Origin of the sequence: Brevundimonas sp. UBA7507 (assembly GCF_002478355.1) — a bacterium.
GTDB classification, from domain to species: domain Bacteria; phylum Pseudomonadota; class Alphaproteobacteria; order Caulobacterales; family Caulobacteraceae; genus Brevundimonas; species Brevundimonas diminuta_D.
The window spans coordinates 95,494-112,909 of sequence record NZ_DLNP01000001.1; the positions used below are offsets into that span (position 1 = coordinate 95,494).

Consider the following 17,416-nt stretch of genomic DNA (forward strand, 5'->3'; position numbering starts at 1 on the left):
CGGCTAGATGGGCCAGCCGACGGCCATGCTCAAGGGGGGCGGCGGAAACTTCTAGCGATCCCAGTCGCCGACGGCCGCCTGCCACAGGGTCATGGCGGCGATGGCGGCGGTGTCGGCCCGCAGGATGCGCGGCCCTAGCGAGACGGCGGTGGTGAAGGGCAGGGACCGCAGCCGCTCGCCCTCCTCGGGCGAGAAGCCGCCCTCCGGCCCGATCAGAATGGCCCACTTGCCGTCGCCCGCCTGCGTCAACGCTGATACGGCGGGCTCGCCGCCCGTCTCATCGCAGAACATCAACCGACGCCCATCCTCCCAGCCGTCCAGCAGGGCGTCCAGCTTCACCGGATCATCCACGACCGGCACGTCCAGACGACCGGTCTGCTCGGCGGCCTCCTCGGCGATGGCGTCCAGCCGGTCCAGCCGCAGGCGGTCGGCGTTGGTGCGATGGGTCAGCGCCAGCCGCACGCGTTTGGCGCCCAGTTCGGCGGCCTTTTCGACGATGGTCTCGACGCGGGCCTTCTTCACCACGGCGACGATCAGCTCCAGATCGGGGCCATAGATCTGCGGCCGCATCTGTTCCTCGGCGCGCAGGATGACGCCCTTCTTCAGCACCTCGGCGACGCTGACGCGCCACTCGCCGTCGCGGCCGTTGAAGACCAGAAGCTCGTCGCCCGCCTTCAACCGCATCACCTGCGTCAGATAGCGCGACTGGTCGAGCGTGGGCGCCACGGCGGCGCCGGGGGCGAGGTCGCCCTGAACGTAAAGACGGATCATGGCGCCTGCATATCGCGCTTTCGCAGAGACGACCAACCTCGGCCTGATGGGAACGCGCCGAGCCTGACCCGCGTTGGCCTCTCATGTTCACAACCTTGGCCGTAGCGGCGCGCGATCGAAAACGTCTGGCCGAGATTTCCGGCGTCGCCGCCCGCTTCGGGCTTGAGGCCGTGCTGCTGCGCCTCGGCCTCGGCGGCGGCGAGGCCCATGCCGACGGGCCGGAGCCTTTGTCGCGCCGCACCCGTCAGGCGCTGGAGGCGCTGGGCCCCACCTTCGTCAAGCTGGGCCAGATCCTGTCTACCCGCTCGGACCTGCTGCCCGCCGACTGGATCGTCGAGTTCGAACAGCTTCAGAGCGCCGGCCCCACCCTCGACTTCGAGAAGTTGCGGCCCGAGGTCGAGGCCGCCCTGGGCGGGCCGCCGGAACAGGTCTTCGCCCGTTTCGACACGGCGCCGCTGGCCGCCGCCTCCATCGCCCAGGTGCATCGCGCCGCCCTGCACGGCGGGACCGAGGTGGTGGTCAAGATCCGCCGCCCCGGCGTGCGTCCGCGCGTCGAGGCCGACCTGCGCCTGATCGCCGAACTGGCCCGCCGCGCCGAACAGTCCAGCGCCGAGATCGCCCGCTATCGCCCGCGCGCCCTGATCGCCCAACTGACCGAGGCCATGCTGGACGAGCTGGACTTCACCACCGAGGGCCGCAACGTCGACCGCTTCGCCGCCGACTTCGCCAAGAACCGCGATGTCGTCATCCCGGCTGTCTATTGGCAGCACACGACCGACAGCGTGCTGGTGCAGGACTACCTCGACGGCGTGGCGCCCATAGACGCGGCGCGGCTGAGGGCGGCGGGCATTGACCCGCACCGGCTGGCCCGCGTCGGGGCCGAGGCCGTGCTGGACATGGTGCTGGTCAACGGCCGCTTTCACGCCGATCCGCACCCCGGCAACCTGCGCGGTCTGCCCGGCGACCGGGTGGGGCTGCTTGACTTCGGCATGGTCGGGACCGTCACCCCGCGCCGCCGCGCCGAGCTGATCAGCTTCGTCCAGTCGCTGGCCTCCGGCGACGGCGCCCGCATGGCCGAGGTGCTGGCCGACTGGACCGAGGGGGCGGATGTCTCGCGCGCCAGCCTGACCGCCGGGGCCGAACGGCTGATCGCCCGCCACGGCCAGGGCGCGGTCGACCTGCCCGCCATCGTCGCCGACCTGATGGGGCTGATGCGGCAGGAACGGGTGGCGGCGCCGCCCGATCTGGTGCTGATCCTCAAGGCGTTGGTGACGATCGAGGGGGTGTTGTCGCGCGTCGACCCCGACTTCGACCTGGTCAAGACGATGAAGGGCGCCTGGAGCCGCGCCCTCTTCTCCAGCCGCAGTCCCGAGGCCCTGCGCAACCGTCTGATCGGCGCCTTGCTGGACCTATCGGCGGCCAGCGACGACCTGCCCCGCCTGATCCGCGCCGCCTCGCGCCGCCTGACGGCCGCCCCTGTCGCGGCTGCATCGTCGGACAAGGAAACCGCCCGGTCGATCGTCTCGGCCGGGCGGTGGATCGCCGCTTCGATTGTGCTCGCCGGCGCCCTGATCGCGGGCGCCCTGCTGCTGCGCTGACCGGCCTCAGCGCGTCGCGTCCAGCCGTTCCTCGATCAGGTCGCGGGCGATCTTCAAGGCAGCGATGCGGCGAACGAGAAGGGTGTGCTGCGCCGCGCCGGGAGCCAGCTTCAGGACGGCCTTCTCGCATTTGGCGATCAGGGATTCGACGGCGCGCAGCGCTTCTGAAAGGTCCGTCTCGCTATGGGCGGCCATCCGTCCCTGATCTCCCTTGGCGCCGCACGGCGCCCTTACAGCGTCCGCGCGATCAGCAGCTTCATGATCTCGTTCGTCCCGCCGTAGATGCGCTGGACGCGGGCGTCCTTGTACAGCTGGGCGATCGGATATTCGGTCATATAGCCGTAGCCGCCGAAGAGCTGCAGCATCTCATCGATGGTCTCGCCCTGGATGTCCGTCACCCAGTATTTGGCCATCGACGCCGTGGCGGCGTCCAGCTGGCCCTTCAGGTGCAGGCCGATGCAGTGGTCGACGAAGACCTTGGCCACGGTCAGCTTGGTCTTGATCTCGGCCAGCTTGAACTGGGTGTTCTGGAAGTCGATGACCCGCTTGCCGAAGGCCTTGCGCTCCTTGACGTAGGCCAGCGTCTCCTGAAGTCCGCGCTCGGCGGCGGCCACGCCCTGAACGGCGATGTTCAGACGCTCTTGCGGCAGCTGCTGCATCAGCTGGACGAAGCCCTGACCCTCGGTGTCGCCGATGACGTTCTCCAGCGGAACCTTCACATCGTTGAAGAACAGCTCGGAGGTGTCGTTCGCCTCCATGCCGATCTTGTGCAGGTTGCGGCCGCGCTCGAAGCCCTCGGCCCCGTCGGTTTCGAGGCAGATCAGACTGGTGCCCTTGGCGCCTTCGGCCGGGTCGGTCTTGGCCACCACGATGATGAAGTTGGCCAGCTGGCCGTTGGTGATGAAGGTCTTGGAGCCGTTCAGGACATAGTGGTCGCCCTGCTTCACGGCGGTGGTCTTCACCCCCTGCAGGTCGGACCCGGCGCCCGGCTCGGTCATGGCGATGGCGCCGACCAGTTCGCCCGACTGCAGGCGCGGCAGCCAGCGCGCCTTCTGCTCGGCCGTGCCGTAGTGCCAGATGTAGGGCATGACGATCGCGTTGTGCAGCGAGATGCCGAAGTGGTCCGCGCCCTTCCAGCCCAGCTGGCGCATCAGCACGACTTCATGACGATAGTCGCCGCCGAAGCCGCCGTCTTCTTCCGGCAGCGACAGGCCCAGCAGGCCCGCTTCGCCCGCCGCGTTCCACAGCCCGCGCGGCACCGAGGATTCGGCGATCCACTGCTGGAACTTCTCCTGCGGGGCGTGCTCGTCGATCCACTTGGCGACGGAGTCGGAGAAGAGGACGATCTCCTCTTCCTTCATGAAGTCGGGTTCGGGGCTGCCTAGGACGTTCATGGGGTGTTTCCTGCTGACGCGGGCGGTCTGCGCCGCCCTTCTGCAATAAAGAAAAGGCCTCTCCTGCCGTGGCGAGAGAGGCCCCTGGGTCAGAAGCGGATCAGAACGCCTCGGCGGGCATCTGCATCAGCACCTCGGCGCCGGACTTCAGCTTCTTCAGGTGCGCCCCGGCGTCGGGCAGGATGCGCTCGACGAAGTAGCGGCCGGTCATCAGCTTGTTGGCGTAGTAGGGATCGGCGTCCCCGGCCGCGATCTTCTCTTGCGCCGCCTTGGCCATCTGCGCCCACAGGAAGGCGTAGGCCGTCAGGCCGAAGATGTGCAGATAGTCGGTCGAGGCGGCCGCCGCATTGTCCGGGTTGGCCATGCCGTTCTGCATCAGCCACATGGTGGCCTCCTGCAGCTTCTTCTTGGCGTCGGCCAGGCCCTCGACGAAGGGCTTGATCGCCTCGTCGTCGCCGCTCTCGGCCACGAAGGCGTCGATGTCGGCGAACCAGCTCATGATGGCGCGGCCGCCGTTTGCGGGCAGCTTGCGGCCGACCAGATCTAGCGCCTGGATGCCGTTGGTGCCTTCATAGATCATGGTGATCCGCGCATCGCGCAGATACTGCGAAGCGGGGAAGTGTTCGGTGTAGCCCGAACCGCCGTGAACCTGCATCGCCAGCGAGGCGACGTGGAAGCCCTTGTCGGTCAGATAGGCCTTCAGCACGGGCGTGATCAGGCCCATGTAGTCCTTGGCCTTGGCGGCGACGGCTTCATCGGCGGCCTTTTGCAGGTCGGCCTGCAGGGCGGTCCACAGGATGAAGGCGCGGCCGCCTTCGACGAAGGCCTTGGCTTCCAGCAGCATGCGGCGCACGTCCGGGTGGACCATGATCGGGTCGGCCGGGCCGTCCGGGTTCTTCGGTCCGGTCAGGCTGCGGCCCTGCAGGCGGTCGTTGGCGAACTCGACGGCGGCCTGATAGGCGGCGTCGCCGATGGCCAGACCCTGCAGGCCGGTGCCCAAGCGGGCCTCGTTCATGACCACGAACATATTGTTCATGCCGCGGCCTTCTTCGCCGATCAGCCAGCCCTTGGCGTTCTCATAGGCCATGACGCAGGTGGCGTTGCCGTGGATGCCCATCTTGTGTTCGAGGCCCGCGCAGGACACGCCGTTGCGCTCGCCCAGCGACCCGTCCTCGTTCACCAGGAACTTGGGCACCACGAAGAGCGACAGGCCCTTGATGCCCGGAACCGCGCCTTCGACGCGGGCCAGCACCGTGTGGATGATGTTGTCGGCGAAGTCGTGCTCGCCCGCCGAGATCCAGATCTTCTGGCCGGTGATCGAATAGGAGCCGTCGCCGTTCGGCACAGCCTTGGTGCGGACCATGCCCAGGTCCGTGCCGCACTGCGGCTCGGTCAGGTTCATGGTTCCGGTCCATTCGCCCGACGCCATCTTCGGCAGATACTTCTGCTTGATCTCGTCCGAGGCGCTGGCCTCGATGCCGTGGAAGGCGCCGCTGGTCAGGCCCGGATACATGGAGAAGGCGGCGCTGGCGGCGGCGGTGAACTGGCCCACCGCGCTGGACACGACCGAGGGCATGCCCTGACCGCCGAACTCGGTGCTGAAGCCCAACGAGGGCCAGCCGGCCTCGACCATCTGGTGATAGGCTTCCTTCCATCCCTTCGGCGTCGTCACCACGTCGCCCTGGATGTGACAGCCTTCCAGATCGCCGGGACGGTTGATCGGGGCGATGACCTCTTCGGCGAACTTGCCGCCTTCCTCGACGATCTGGTCGATCAGGTCGCGCGACAGGTCGGCGTCGGGCAGCTGGTTGCCGTAGCTCTCGACCTTCAGAACCTCATGCAGGACGAAGGACAGGTCGCGGACGGGCGCCTTGTAGCTCATGGGATCAGGCTCTCGCTTTGAAGGTCAGGAATTGATCGTCGGGATCGTTGAGACGCTCGCTCAGCAGGCTGGCGTAGGCCTCTGCGCCCGGCAGAAGGTCGGGACGGTGTTCTGTCAGCTTGGACTCCATCCAGGCGCAGGCGGCCTCGGCCGTCTCGATGGCGCCTTCGATGTCCTCGAGCTGCTGTTTCAGCGCCTGTATGCGGGCGCGATGGCGCGGCAGGGCGATGGCCATCTGATGGACGTTGTGGTCCTTCTGGTCATACAGATCCAGCATCTCCTGGATCTCGACCAGGGTGAAGCCGATGCGTCGGCCGCGCATGATCAGCTTCAGCCGGGCGCGGTCGCGCGGGCCGTAGACCCGCGTCTGACCCTTGCGCGACGGCGTCAGCAGGCCCTTGTCTTCATAGAAGCGCAGCGCGCGCGCGGTCGCGCCGAACTCGCGGCACAGCTGCCGGATGGAATAGGTGCGATGTTCGTCAGCAATCGGCATGACGACTTCATAACTTGACGCGGACGTAAAGGGAAGCTTTTCGCGCGCCGGGCTACGAAGTTGTGAACGAGCGGGCGAGGGGGCGTCGGCGGACAAAAGCTAAAAGGCCGCGACCGGGGACGGGTCGCGGCCTCTGTATTTGCGGGCCCTCAGGGGGAGGGGGAGAAGCGGACCCGCAAACCTTTAAGCGATGCGGCGGCTCAGCGGCGACGCAGCCACAGCACCGGCGCCGTGATGGCGATGAGGAAGACGTTGGTCAGGCTCAGGCCCAGGTCCAGGCCGAAGGCGTGCACGCCCAGGGCGATGCTCTCCAGGATCAGCAGGCCCGCCGCTGCGGTCAGAAGCAGGGGGCGGCCGAACCGCCATGAGACCAGCGGCGCCAGAACCATGGCGGCCAGGATGATCTCGGCGACGCCCAGGCCGCGCACGAAGGCCTCGCTGGCCGCGGCGGGCCACTGCATCAGGACGATCAGATTCTCCATCGGCTCGGACAGCTTGGCGTAGCCGGCGGCGATGAAGAACATGGCGATCCAGCCCTGAAAGGTCCAAAGCGCGATGTTCAGATAGTCGGCGCGGGCGCGCGCCTGGTGGGTGTTCAAGGTGGTCGTCGTCATGGCCGTAACCGTTAATTCGCAACAGTCACAAGATCAGTTGCAGGGTTCCGATTTGCAAGCGGCTGAAACAATCTGTGATCACGGTCGGAGAACGACGTGGCGACAGCAGGGCCGAAACCACAATTCCTCGTAACCCAGCCGGGATCATCCGCCTCTACGCCCGGGCGGATTTCGAGTCAACGCTCGATGACATCAATTGATGACTTAAGGGCGCGGCTTCACAATATCCGCCCATTCCCGCCTGGGCGGGGCGAGGGGGACCTCAAAGACGCCAGGCCGCCTTCGCCGCCTCCAGTCGGGCCAGCTTGGCCTGCAGCGGGGCCCAGTCGTCGGCCGTGTCGATGGCGCTCCACAGGGCCTCGACCTCGTCGATCAGCATCTCTTCCGGCTCGGGCGCGGCGAACATCGGATGCTCCAGCCGCTCGGGCCGATCGGGCTCATGCTCCATCAGGGCGAAGCGGAAGGCGTCGAAGGTCTCGCCCTGATAGGTCTTGCCGCGCACCCCGCCCAGCGCCCGCGCCGCCGAGCTGAACCCGCCGAACCAGTCGAAGAAGAGCGGCTCCCAGCGCAGGGTCTCCTTCTTCTCGCGCGCCAGCGCCAGCGTGGCGTCCAGCAGCCGCTGGTCCGCCGCCTCGCCCAGGCTCTGCACGCCCAGCCGGTTCAGGAAGGCCGCCCGCAGATGGCGGATATAGGCCGGGCCGAAGGCGTTCAGCGCCGCCGCCAGCGGTTCGGGCTCGGCGATCAGCTTCAGGCACCCGGCCAACTGGGTCAGGTTCCAGAACACCGCCTCGGGCTGGCGCGCGAAGGCGTAGAGGCCGTTCTGGTCGAAATAGGCGGCGGTGAAGCCCGGCTCATAGTGCGGCAGGAAGCGCCACGGGCCGTAGTCGAAGCTCTCGCCCGTGACGTTCAGATTGTCGGTGTTCAGCACCCCGTGGACGAAGCCCGCCGCGATCCACTTCGCCGTCAGCGCCGCCGAGGCCTCGACCACCGCCCCCAGGAAGCCCGCCGCGTCGCCCGCCGCGACCGCCGGATGATACAGGCTGCGGGCGTGCTCCATCAGCGCCTCGATCTGATCCTTGCGCCCATAGTAGGCGGCGCGCTGGAACGTCCCGAACCGGATGTGGCTGTGCGACAGCCGCACCATGACGGCCGACCGCGTCGGCGACGGCTCGTCATGTCGCTCAAGGTCTTCGCCCGTCTCGATCAGCGACAGGATGCGGCAGGTCGGCACGCCCAGGCTGTCCAGCATGGCCGCCGCCAGCGCCTCGCGCGCGCCGCCCTTCAGCGTTAGCCGCCCGTCTGCATGACGCGACCACGGCGTCTGGCCCGAGCCTTTGGTGCCCAGGTCGAGAAGGCGGGGATTTTGAGTGTCCCTATCGCCTCCCTCGCGGAGGGAGGCTGCTTGAGGGGTTTCCCGCATCTGCGCGGCCAGGAACCCGCGTCCGTCGCCGATGTCGGGGTTGTAAACGCGGAACTGATGGCCGTGGTAGCGCATGGCCACGCCGCCGGGCTGGCCGGGCAGGGGCTCGAACCGGCCGAAATGGGCGATCCATTCGGCGTCGCTCAGCGTCTCTAGCCCGACCTCGGCCGCCGCCCGGTCGTTGCGCAGGCGCAGGATCGTCTGCGGGAAATCGGCCGCCTGCACGGGGTCGCCGTAGTCGGCGCCCAGGTCGAAGAAGCGGGGTTCGGGGCGATAGGCGGGGGAGACGGGCATGGGCGGCAGATGCGCCTTCGCCGCGCATTTCGCAACTGCGAGCCCGATCGGGCCGATCAGGCTTGAACCTTCGTCGCCGATCCGTATTTTCTCCCGCAGATATCAGGTCTCGCGTGAACCGATCCCGAGGCCAGGCCGGCGCCGCCCTGCGCGCGAATCCGGTCCGGCGTCCGTCGATAACCTGACGCCACGACAGACCATCTCATTGTTTCGGAGACCTTCGTGGCCAGAAAATTCACGCTCGCCTTTCTCAAGACCGAGGCCGGTTCCGGGGCCGTCCTGGGCCTCGCCGCCGTCGCCGCCCTGATCGTCGCCAACTCGCCCCTGTCGGCCGACTATTTCGCCTGGCTCAAGAGCGTCCACGCCGTCCAGATCGGCCCGCTGCGGCTCGAAGAAACGGTCTCCGACTGGATCAAGGAAGGTCTGATGGCGATCTTCTTCCTCGTCGTCGGCCTGGAGATCAAATACGAGATCCTCAAGGGCGAACTGAGCAATCCCAAGAAGCTGGCCCTGCCCATCCTGGCGGCGCTCGGCGGCATGGCCGTTCCCGGCCTGGTCTACCTGGGCGTGGTCGGGGCGCTGGGCGGACCGACGCAGGGGTGGCCCATTCCCCTGGCCACCGACATCGCCTTCGCCTTGGCCGTCTTCGCCGTGGTCGGGCGCAATCTGCCGTCCTCCCTGCGCGTCTTCCTCTTGACCCTGGCCATCGTCGACGACCTGGGCGCCATCGCCCTGATCGCCATTCTGTTCAGCCAGGGCGTGCAGTGGATTCCGCTGCTGGCGGCGCTGGGCGTCATCGCCGTCTTCGCCGTCCTGGGGCGTCGCCGCATGGCGGCCGCCTTCTGGGTGCTGGGCTTCGGCGCCGTCTGGTATCTGACGGTGCTGTCGGGGCTGTCGACCTCGCTGACCGCCGTGGCCTTCGCCCTGATCGTGCCGGTCGAGCCGCGCCGCGAGACCTCGCAGAGCCCGCTCAAGGACGCCATGCACGACCTGCACCCCTATGTGGCCTATCTGGTCCTGCCCCTGTTCGCCTTCGCCAAGGCGGGCGTCTCCTTCGCCGGCCTGTCGCTGGAGCAGGCCTTCGCGCCTCTGGTCATCGCCATCGCCTTGGGTCTGTTCATCGGCAAGCAGATCGGCGTCTTCGGCGTGGCCTGGCTGGCGGTGAAGTTGGGCCTGGGCGACAAGCCGTCGGGCGCGGGCTGGATGCAGCTCTACGGCGTCAGCCTGCTGTGCGGCATCGGCTTCACCATGAGCCTGTTCATCGGCGTCCTGGCCTTCCCCGGCGCGGTGGACTCGCCCGAACAGATCGAGGTCAAGCTGGGCGTCATCGGCGGATCGGTGCTGTCGGCCGTCATGGCGGCGACGATTCTGGCGCTCGCCGAGGCGGGGCGAAAGAAAAGACGCGACGCGAAATCAGTCGCTTCGGCTATCTGAACGACGATAACATTGACCTAACGTCAGTATATTTGTCTCTTTATCGCCACAGGTGAGGCGGGCTTGGGTGAAATTATCGTTCTCCAAGTGGCCTCTCCTTGTCGGTGACTCGACCATAGACTACCCCTTTTGAATGAGAATTCGCGTCGTTCAATGAGCGCGGGTCATCAGGGACAGGAATCGCGCACGGCCGCGAATGCGGTCGGGCCCATAGAGTCGGGGAGCCGCCTTATGCGTTTGAACCACATCCTCCGCTGCACCGCTTCGGTCGCCGTCGTCGGCGTCGCAGCCTTCGGTCTTGTCGGCGCCGCCGCCGCTCAGGACGGACCGACCACGGTCGACGACATCATCGTCACCGCCCAGAAGCGCGAACAGAGCCTGCAGGACGTGCCGATCGTGGTGACGACCCTGTCGCAGGAGGCGCTGGACGGCGCCGGGGTCCGCGACATCAAGGATCTGCAGATCCTGACGCCGGGCATGACCGTCACCTCGACCCAGTCGGAAACCGCCACCACCGCCCGCATCCGCGGCGTCGGCACCGTCGGGGACAACCCCGGCCTGGAGAGCTCGGTCGGCGTGGTCATCGACGGCGTCTACCGCTCGCGCAACGGCGTCGGCTTCGGCGATCTGGGCGAGCTGAGCCGCATCGAGGTGCTGAAGGGGCCGCAAGGCACCCTGTTCGGCAAGAACACCTCGGCCGGCGTCATCAACATCATCACCGAGGCGCCGTCCTTCACGCCAGGCTTCAGCGCCGAGGCCACCTACGGCAACTTCAACGCCTGGGGCCTGGCCGGCTCGATCACCGGCCCGATCACCGATCAGATCGCCGGCCGCCTCTATGTGGCCAAGCGTCAGCGTGACGGCTTCTACGACGTCGTCACCGGCCCCGGCCCGCGTCAGGAGCAGGACGACCAGAATCAGGACTTCTGGACCGCGCGCGGCCAACTGCTGATCCTGCCTTCGGACGACGTGTCGATCCGCCTGATCGCCGACTACTCCAAGCGCGACGAATACTGCTGCGTCTCGACCCAGGTCCGCACCGGCCCGACCTACGGCATCATCACGGCCATCGGCGGCCAGCAGACGCCGCCCGCGCCCGGCTTCGGCAAGCTGCCCTTCTCGCGCAAGGCCTACGCCAACCGCGGCACCGGGCAGGAAATGGAGGACATGGGCCTCTCCGCCGAGGCCAACATCGACATCCCGTCGTGGAACGCCACCTTCACCTCGCTCAGCTCCTGGCGGAACTGGTCGGGCGTCAACGGCATGGACCTCGACTACACCACCGCCGACCTGCTCTATCGCGTGGACGACGGCGGCTACGGCTTCGAGCTTGAGAACCTGACCCAGGAGTTCCGCCTGGCGGGCGCTACCGACCGCCTGGACTGGCTGGTCGGCGCCTTCCTGACGCGCGAAAGCATCGCCCGTGAGGACAGCTATTGGTACGGCGCGGGCTACACCCCCTATATGTCGCTGCTGCTGGGATCGCGGCTGAACCTGACCAATCCGGCCGCCGTGAACTGCGTGACCGGGGCTGGCGCCACGCCGATGGGCATCGTCGGTTGCCTGACCGGGGCGACCGCTCCGACCGGGCCGGGCTTTGGCGTCGGTCAGGGCGTGAAGGACCACTACAGCCAGCGCACGGAATCCATCGCCTTCTTCACCAACAACACGGTGAAGCTGACCGACAAGTTCGACGTCACCCTGGGTCTGCGTTACTCGAATGACCACAAGCGCCTGCTGGGCGTTCAGGACAATGTGGGCACGAACGGCGCGGCTTGCGGCGGCGCCCTGGGCAACGCCGGCGCGATCGGCGGCGCCATCGGCATCGCGAACCCCACGCTGACGCCCGCGCAGATTCAGGCCCTGGCCTCGACCCTGGTCGGCACCATCTGCCTGCCCTGGGCCAACCCCCAGTTCGACAATCGCCGCATTTCGGAATCGAACAACGGCGGCGAGTTCTCGGGTACGATCAAGGGCAGCTATCGCTTCAACGACAGCGTCATGGGCTACGCCTCCTACGCCCACGGCTACAAGTCGTTCGGCTACAACATGGATCGGGTGCAGGCGGGCGTGACGCCGACCTCGTCGCTCTACTTCCCGTCCGAGACGGTCAACAGCTATGAAATCGGGCTGAAGAACACCCTGTTCAACCGCTCGGTGCTGCTGAACCTCACCTACTTCAATCAGAAGTTCGAGGACTTCCAGCTCAACACCTTCCTGGGCACGGCCTTCGTGGTGGAGTCCATCCCCGAGGTCACGACCGAGGGCGTCGACGCCGACTTCGTCTGGTTCACCCCGGTCGAGGGCCTGTCCTTCTCGGGCGGCGTGACCTACGCCGACACCAAATATGGCAACTTCGTCGCCTCGGACCTGACCAACCCGGCCAACTTCCCGCAGCTGTCCCTGCTGCCGGGCGCCCGCGCCTCGTTCGCGCCGGAATGGTCGGCGACGGCCTCCATGGCCTTCGACCGTTCGATCGGCGCGGGGCTGAAGCTGGGCCTGAACCTGTCGGCCAAATACTCGACCGAGTTCAACACTGGCTCCGACCTGCTGCCCTACAAGATGCAGGACGCCATGACCCTTGTGAACGGCCGCATCACTCTGGGCGCGGAAGACGAGAACTGGGCGCTGGACATCTGGGGCCAGAACCTGACGGACGAGGAGTATATGCAGGTGGCCATCAACGCCCCGCTGCAGGGCTCGGCCTTCCAGACCACGGTCCAGCCGAACGGCACCTACTACAGCCCGGCCGGCGACACCCAGACCTACAACGCCTTCATGGGCCAGCCGCGCACCTACGGCATGACCCTGCGCGTCCGCTACTGATCCAGCGCGACGTTTGAGAGTCTGAGGGCGGGTCGGAGTAGTCCGGCCCGCCCTTTGCTTTTGGCGGGACCGCGTGGGACGGAGGGGCCCAATCCCGCTCACCCCGGCGGGCGCCGGGGCCCAGTGTTTTGGCCTCAGAACGCCTCCATAATCAGGCAGGGTCTGCGACGCGGCTGACTGGATCCCGGCGTCCGCCGGATGAGCGGCTATCGAACGCGACCGCCATACGAAAAAGCCCCCGGCCGCATGACCGGGGGCTTTTCCTTATTCAACCGCGAGACGGCCGCCTCATTCCGCCGGGGTGCGGCTCTCTCCAGCAAGCTTCCTCTGCCCGGCGAACATCCGGTTCAGCATGCGCCGCCCGAAGCCGGCGATGTCGTCGATGATGGTGAACACCGCCGGGATATAGAGCAGCGACAGGAAGGTCGAGGAGATCAGCCCCCCGACCACGGCCACGGCCATGGGCGAGCGGAACTCCACGTCGGCGCCCCAGCCGATGGCGATGGGCACCATGCCCGCCCCCATGGCGAAGGTGGTCATCAGGATCGGCCGCGCCCGCTTGTGGGCGGCGTCCATGATGGCGGCGAAGCGGCTCAGCCCGCTCTTCTCGGCCATGATGATGTAGTCGACCAGCAGGATGGAGTTCTTGGCCGCGATCCCCATCAGCATCAGCACCCCGATCAGGGCCGACATGGAGAAGCTCTTGCCTGCGATCACCAGGGCGATGAAGGCGCCCCCGATGGCCAGGGGCAGGGCCGCCATGATGGTGATCGGATAGGCGAAGCTTTTGAACAGCAGGGTCAGCACCGCATACATCAGCAGGATGCCCGACAGGAAGGCGATGCCGAAGCCCACCAGCATCTCCTGGATGAACTCGGCGTCCCCGGCGGGCACCTGACGCACGCCCGTCGGCAGGTTCTTCACCGAGGGCAGCTTGTTGACCGCCTGGCCCGCAGCGCCGGTGGTGATGCCGTCCAGCTCGGCCGAGATGGAGGCGATGCGCGAGCGATCCTGACGGCTGACCGTGGCCGGACCGGCGCCGAACTCGATGTCGGCCACGGCGCTCAGCGGCACGGCGGCCCCTGAGGCGGTCGGCACGCGCAGCGTCTCCAGCACGTTCAGATCCTCGCGCGCGGCCTCGGTCAGCTGCAGGCGAATGGGGATCTGGCGGTCGCCCAGATTGTACTTCGGCAGGTTCTGGTCGATGTCGCCGATGGTGGCGACGCGCACGGCCTGGGAGATGGCCCCCGCCGAGACGCCCAGCAGCGCCGCCTCATCCGGGCGCGGCGTGACCAGGATTTCCGGCCGGGCGATGGCGGCGGTGTTGACGATGTTGGCCAGGCCCGGCACCCCGCGCATCTCCTCCTCGACCTTGCGGGCCGCGGCTTCCAGCACGACCGGATCGTCGCCCAGGATGGAGAAGGTGTAGCTGGTGCCGTCGCCCGGTCCGCCGCCCTGCTGGGCGATGCCGGCGCGGATGCGGGCGCCGGGGATCTGCTTCATCTCGTCGACCATGACGCGGGCGAAGGCCTGCTGGCTCAGCTCGCGCTTACCCTTGGCCACCATGTCGGCGTAGACATTGGCCTGGTTCACCGACTGCCCGCCGATGGCGGCGTAGACCGAGGTGACCTCGGGCCGGGCGTTCAGCTTCTGCGTCACCTGCTGCACCACGACATCGGTCTGATGAAGGGTGGAGCCGGGCGGCAGTTCGATCTGGAAGGCCGCGCGGCCCTCGTCGGCGGGCGACATGAACTCGAACGACATCTTGGCCGCAACCGACAGGAAGATGGAGCCGAACAGGAAGGCTCCGCCCATCACGAAGACGATCCAGCGGTGGCGCAGGCACCACTTCAGCGAGCGCAGATAGCCCCCCATCCAGAAGGGATCCTTGTCCTCATGGTGGGTGTGCTTGAGCATGTAGGCCGCCATCAGCGGCGTCAGCAGACGCGCCACCACCAGGGAGAAGAAGACGCTGATGCAGGCGGCCAGGGCGAAGGCCTTGAAGAACTGGCCGATGATGCCGGGCATGAAGCCGACGGGCGCGAACACGGCGATGATGGTGCCGGTCGTGGCCACGACGGCCAGGCCGATCTCGTCGGCGGCCTCGAAGGCGGCGTCATAGGGCGGCTTGCCGTCGCGCATGTGGCGGACGATGTTCTCGATCTCCACGATGGCGTCGTCGACCAGGATGCCGATCGTCAGCGACAGGGCCAGCAGCGTCACCACGTTCAGCGACTGGTCCATCGGCCCCAGGATGGCGAAGGTCGGGATCAGCGACATCGGCATGGCCGTCGCCGCGATCAGGGTCGCCCGCCAGTCGCGCAGGAATATCCACACCACGATGACCGCCAGGACCGCGCCCAAGATCAGCGCCTCCAGCGAGGCGAGGTAGGATTCCTCGATGTATTTCACGCTCGAGGTGACCTGTTCGATGGTCAGTTCGGGATGGGCCTCGTCGATCTTCTCGACCTCGGCGCGGACTTTTTCGGAGACCTTGACCTCGCTGGCCTCGCGCGAGCGCAGGAAGTTGAAGGTCACGGCCTCCTGGCCGTTGTAGCGGGCCAGGCGGCGCGGTTCGCTCCACTTGTCGACCACCGCGCCCAGGTCGCCCAGGCGCACGTTCTTGCCGTCGCCGACCGGCACCAGGGTCTCGCGCAGCTGCTCGACCGAACCGGCGGCGCCCAGGGTGCGGACGGCGCGCTCGGACCCGCCGATGGTGACGCGACCGCCCGGCAGGTTGTTGTTGACGTTGGTCAGGGCCTGGCTGACCTGGGCCGCCGTGACGCCGTAGGCGCTGAGCCGTTGCGGGTCCAGTTCGACGCGGATCTCGCGGTCCACCCCGCCGGAGCGGTTGACTTCGCCGACGCCGCCCAGCGCCAGCAGGGCGCGGCTCATCTCATTGTCGATGAACCAGCTGATCTGCTCGGGCGTCATGGTTTCCGAGCGCACGACATAGGTGATCAGGGCGTCGCCGGTGATGTCGATGCGCTGGACCGTCGGCTCCTGCATGTCCTGGGGCAGGCTGGCGCGCACCCCGCTCATGGCGTTGCGGACGTCGTTGGTGGCGCGCTCGGTGTCGGTGCCCAGTTCGAACTCGATGGTGGTCGAAGACACCCCGTCCGAGACGTTGGAATAGATGTGGCGCACGCCCGACAGGCCGGCGATCGAATCCTCGATCACGCGCGTGACCTGCACCTCCATCTCGGTCGGGGCGGCGCCGGGGCGCGCGGCCGTGACCGCGACTAGGGGAAAGTCGATGTCGGGGTTGTTGTTGATCCGCATCCCGGCGAAGCCGGTCACGCCGCCCAGCGTCAGCAGCAGGAACAGCAGGATGATGGGGATGGGGTTCTTGATCGCCCAGGCGGAAAGCTGATTCATGGCCGGGCCTTACTTCTTGGCGGGCGCTTGGGCGGCGGGGGCGGCGGCCGGAGCCGCTGCGGGCGCAGCGGCGCGCGGCGCGGCCACTGTCACCTTGTCGCCGTCGTTCAGGAAGCCGGCGCCGGCCACCACGACGCGGACGCCCGCGTTCAGCCCCTCGACCGAGGTCTGGTCGTCGCGCCGCGACAGCACCGTCACCGGAACGAACCGCACCGAGGAGTCGGCGTTCAGCACGAACACCCCTGACTTGTTGCTGCGGTAAAGGACCGCGTCCGTCGGCACCACGGTCGCCGGTCGGGCGCCCGCCTCGATGGCGGCGCGGGCGAACATGCCGGGTTTCAGCGCGCTGCCGGGCGCCAGGCTGATGCGCGCCAGGCCGAGGCGGGTCTGCGGATCGACTTCGGGCGTCACGATGCGGACCGTGCCCGTGGTTGAACCGGCCTGGCTGGAGGTGACGGCCGCGCTCTGACCGGCCTGGATCAACGGCAATTCGGTCTCCGGCACCTGGGCGTCCAACTCCAGACGACCGTCGCGCACCATGCGGAACAGTTCGGTTCCGGCGCTGATGATCTGGCCCTTGGTGACGCTGCGGCTGATGATCAGGCCGCTGACCGGCGCGCGGATGGTGGCCTGGGACAGGCGAGTTTGGGTCTCGGCCAGGGCGGCCTGGGCCGAGGCCAGACCGGCCGCCGAGGCGCGCTGATTGGCCAGGGCCGTGTCCAGCGACGCCTGGCTCAGGAAGCCGCGCGTCTTCAGCTCCTGCGCGCGGGCCAGGGCGGCGTCGTCGCGGGCGACGTTGGCCTCGGCCGTCTGCACCGCCGCCTGCTGCTGGCGCACCTGGGCGCGCAGCAGGACGTCGTTCATCTGCACCAGGGGCTGGCCCTGACGGACATAGGAGCCTTCGTCGACATAGAGGGTCGTCGCCGTCAGTCCGCCGGTCTCGGCGCCGACCGGCACCTCTTCCCAGGCCGAGACGGTGCCCGAGGCGACCACGGTGCGAGGCAGGGCGACCGAGGTCGCCGTCGTCGCGCTGACGGTCTGGCGCGAGGCGCCGTCCTTCTTGTCCTTTTCGTCCCCGTGTCCGCCGCAGGCGGCCAGGGTCAGACTTGAAGCCAAGGCGAGAGTCAGGCTGACGTTCAGCCGGGCCGGAAAGCGTCGAGAGGTCGCCACGTGCGGATATCCTGGGAGGTTGAGCGTACAGTCAGGCGCGCGCCAACCTTCTGTCCGGCGTCGCGGGCATAGCAACGCTGTTTACCCGTTCGGCGATCCGCGCTCAAACGACTCATTCGCAATTACTGCGATGTAATCTGCA

General features: G+C 67.6%; 12 protein-coding genes. 3 read left to right on the forward strand and 9 right to left on the reverse strand.

The annotated features are described in order from the left end of the window. Positions 1-51: 51 nt before the first annotated feature. Positions 52-771 carry a 16S rRNA (uracil(1498)-N(3))-methyltransferase gene (locus B3D50_RS00440; RefSeq protein ID WP_046651911.1) on the reverse strand — a complete coding sequence of 240 codons (720 nt, stop codon included), beginning with the start codon at positions 769-771 and terminating at the stop codon, positions 52-54. An 83-nt stretch (positions 772-854) separates the two neighbouring features. Between B3D50_RS00440 and B3D50_RS00445 the strand changes: the two genes are divergently transcribed. Further along, on the forward strand, positions 855-2,369 hold the full coding sequence (locus B3D50_RS00445; protein ID WP_046651910.1) for an ABC1 kinase family protein: 1,515 nt from the start codon (positions 855-857) through the stop codon (positions 2,367-2,369). 6 nt (positions 2,370-2,375) lie between these two features. Here the strand turns inward: B3D50_RS00445 and B3D50_RS00450 are convergent, their stop codons facing one another. The 6 genes from B3D50_RS00450 to B3D50_RS00475 all read right to left on the reverse strand — a co-directional run bounded on the left by B3D50_RS00450 (position 2,376) and on the right by B3D50_RS00475 (position 8,466). After that, complete coding sequence (locus B3D50_RS00450; protein WP_003163904.1) at positions 2,376-2,564, reverse strand: hypothetical protein; 189 nt, start codon at positions 2,562-2,564, stop codon at positions 2,376-2,378. A gap of 35 nt (positions 2,565-2,599) precedes the next feature. Then, on the reverse strand, positions 2,600-3,763 hold the full coding sequence (locus tag B3D50_RS00455) for an acyl-CoA dehydrogenase family protein (RefSeq protein ID WP_046651909.1): 1,164 nt from the start codon (positions 3,761-3,763) through the stop codon (positions 2,600-2,602). A 100-nt stretch (positions 3,764-3,863) separates the two neighbouring features. Next, complete coding sequence (locus B3D50_RS00460; protein WP_046651908.1) at positions 3,864-5,645, reverse strand: acyl-CoA dehydrogenase C-terminal domain-containing protein; 1,782 nt, start codon at positions 5,643-5,645, stop codon at positions 3,864-3,866. Positions 5,646-5,649: 4 nt separating this feature from the next. Continuing rightward, a complete protein-coding gene (locus B3D50_RS00465; RefSeq protein WP_046651907.1) occupies positions 5,650-6,138 on the reverse strand; it encodes a MerR family transcriptional regulator in 489 nt (162 codons plus the stop codon). Positions 6,139-6,338: 200 nt separating this feature from the next. Next, positions 6,339-6,752 (reverse strand): DoxX family protein, encoded by a 414-nt coding sequence (locus tag B3D50_RS00470; protein WP_046651906.1) that lies wholly within the window; start codon positions 6,750-6,752, stop codon positions 6,339-6,341. A gap of 262 nt (positions 6,753-7,014) precedes the next feature. Then, on the reverse strand, positions 7,015-8,466 hold the full coding sequence (locus B3D50_RS00475; RefSeq protein WP_046651905.1) for a protein adenylyltransferase SelO family protein: 1,452 nt from the start codon (positions 8,464-8,466) through the stop codon (positions 7,015-7,017). Between the two features lie 222 nt (positions 8,467-8,688). Here B3D50_RS00475 and nhaA point away from each other — a divergent pair, with 222 nt between their 5' ends. Continuing rightward, complete coding sequence (nhaA, locus tag B3D50_RS00480) at positions 8,689-9,900, forward strand: Na+/H+ antiporter NhaA (protein ID WP_046651904.1); 1,212 nt, start codon at positions 8,689-8,691, stop codon at positions 9,898-9,900. Positions 9,901-10,131: 231 nt separating this feature from the next. After that, positions 10,132-12,726: a TonB-dependent receptor gene (locus B3D50_RS00485; RefSeq protein WP_046651903.1), complete on the forward strand. Its 2,595-nt coding sequence runs from the start codon at positions 10,132-10,134 to the stop codon at positions 12,724-12,726. A gap of 288 nt (positions 12,727-13,014) precedes the next feature. On the opposite strand, the gene B3D50_RS00490 is transcribed toward B3D50_RS00485, so the two are convergent. Beyond that, entirely contained in the window at positions 13,015-16,104 is a 3,090-nt protein-coding gene (locus tag B3D50_RS00490; protein WP_046651902.1) for an efflux RND transporter permease subunit, read from the reverse strand. A gap of 9 nt (positions 16,105-16,113) precedes the next feature. Further along, entirely contained in the window at positions 16,114-17,274 is a 1,161-nt protein-coding gene (locus B3D50_RS00495; protein ID WP_046651901.1) for an efflux RND transporter periplasmic adaptor subunit, read from the reverse strand. Positions 17,275-17,416 lie beyond the last annotated feature (142 nt).

Bases quoted from the DNA above. Each gene is read 5' to 3' on its own strand.
- B3D50_RS00475 (WP_046651905.1), bottom strand. From the start codon at position 8,466: ATGCCCGTCTCCCCCGCCTATCGCCCCGAACCCCGCTTCTTCGACCTG.
- B3D50_RS00450 (WP_003163904.1), bottom strand. From the start codon at position 2,564: ATGGCCGCCCATAGCGAGACGGACCTTTCAGAAGCGCTGCGCGCCGTC.
- B3D50_RS00460 (WP_046651908.1), bottom strand. From the start codon at position 5,645: ATGAGCTACAAGGCGCCCGTCCGCGACCTGTCCTTCGTCCTGCATGAG.
- B3D50_RS00490 (WP_046651902.1), bottom strand. From the start codon at position 16,104: ATGAATCAGCTTTCCGCCTGGGCGATCAAGAACCCCATCCCCATCATC.
- B3D50_RS00470 (WP_046651906.1), bottom strand. From the start codon at position 6,752: ATGACGACGACCACCTTGAACACCCACCAGGCGCGCGCCCGCGCCGAC.
- B3D50_RS00485 (WP_046651903.1), top strand. From the start codon at position 10,132: ATGCGTTTGAACCACATCCTCCGCTGCACCGCTTCGGTCGCCGTCGTC.
- B3D50_RS00440 (WP_046651911.1), bottom strand. From the start codon at position 771: ATGATCCGTCTTTACGTTCAGGGCGACCTCGCCCCCGGCGCCGCCGTG.
- B3D50_RS00465 (WP_046651907.1), bottom strand. From the start codon at position 6,138: ATGCCGATTGCTGACGAACATCGCACCTATTCCATCCGGCAGCTGTGC.
- B3D50_RS00455 (WP_046651909.1), bottom strand. From the start codon at position 3,763: ATGAACGTCCTAGGCAGCCCCGAACCCGACTTCATGAAGGAAGAGGAG.
- B3D50_RS00445 (WP_046651910.1), top strand. From the start codon at position 855: ATGTTCACAACCTTGGCCGTAGCGGCGCGCGATCGAAAACGTCTGGCC.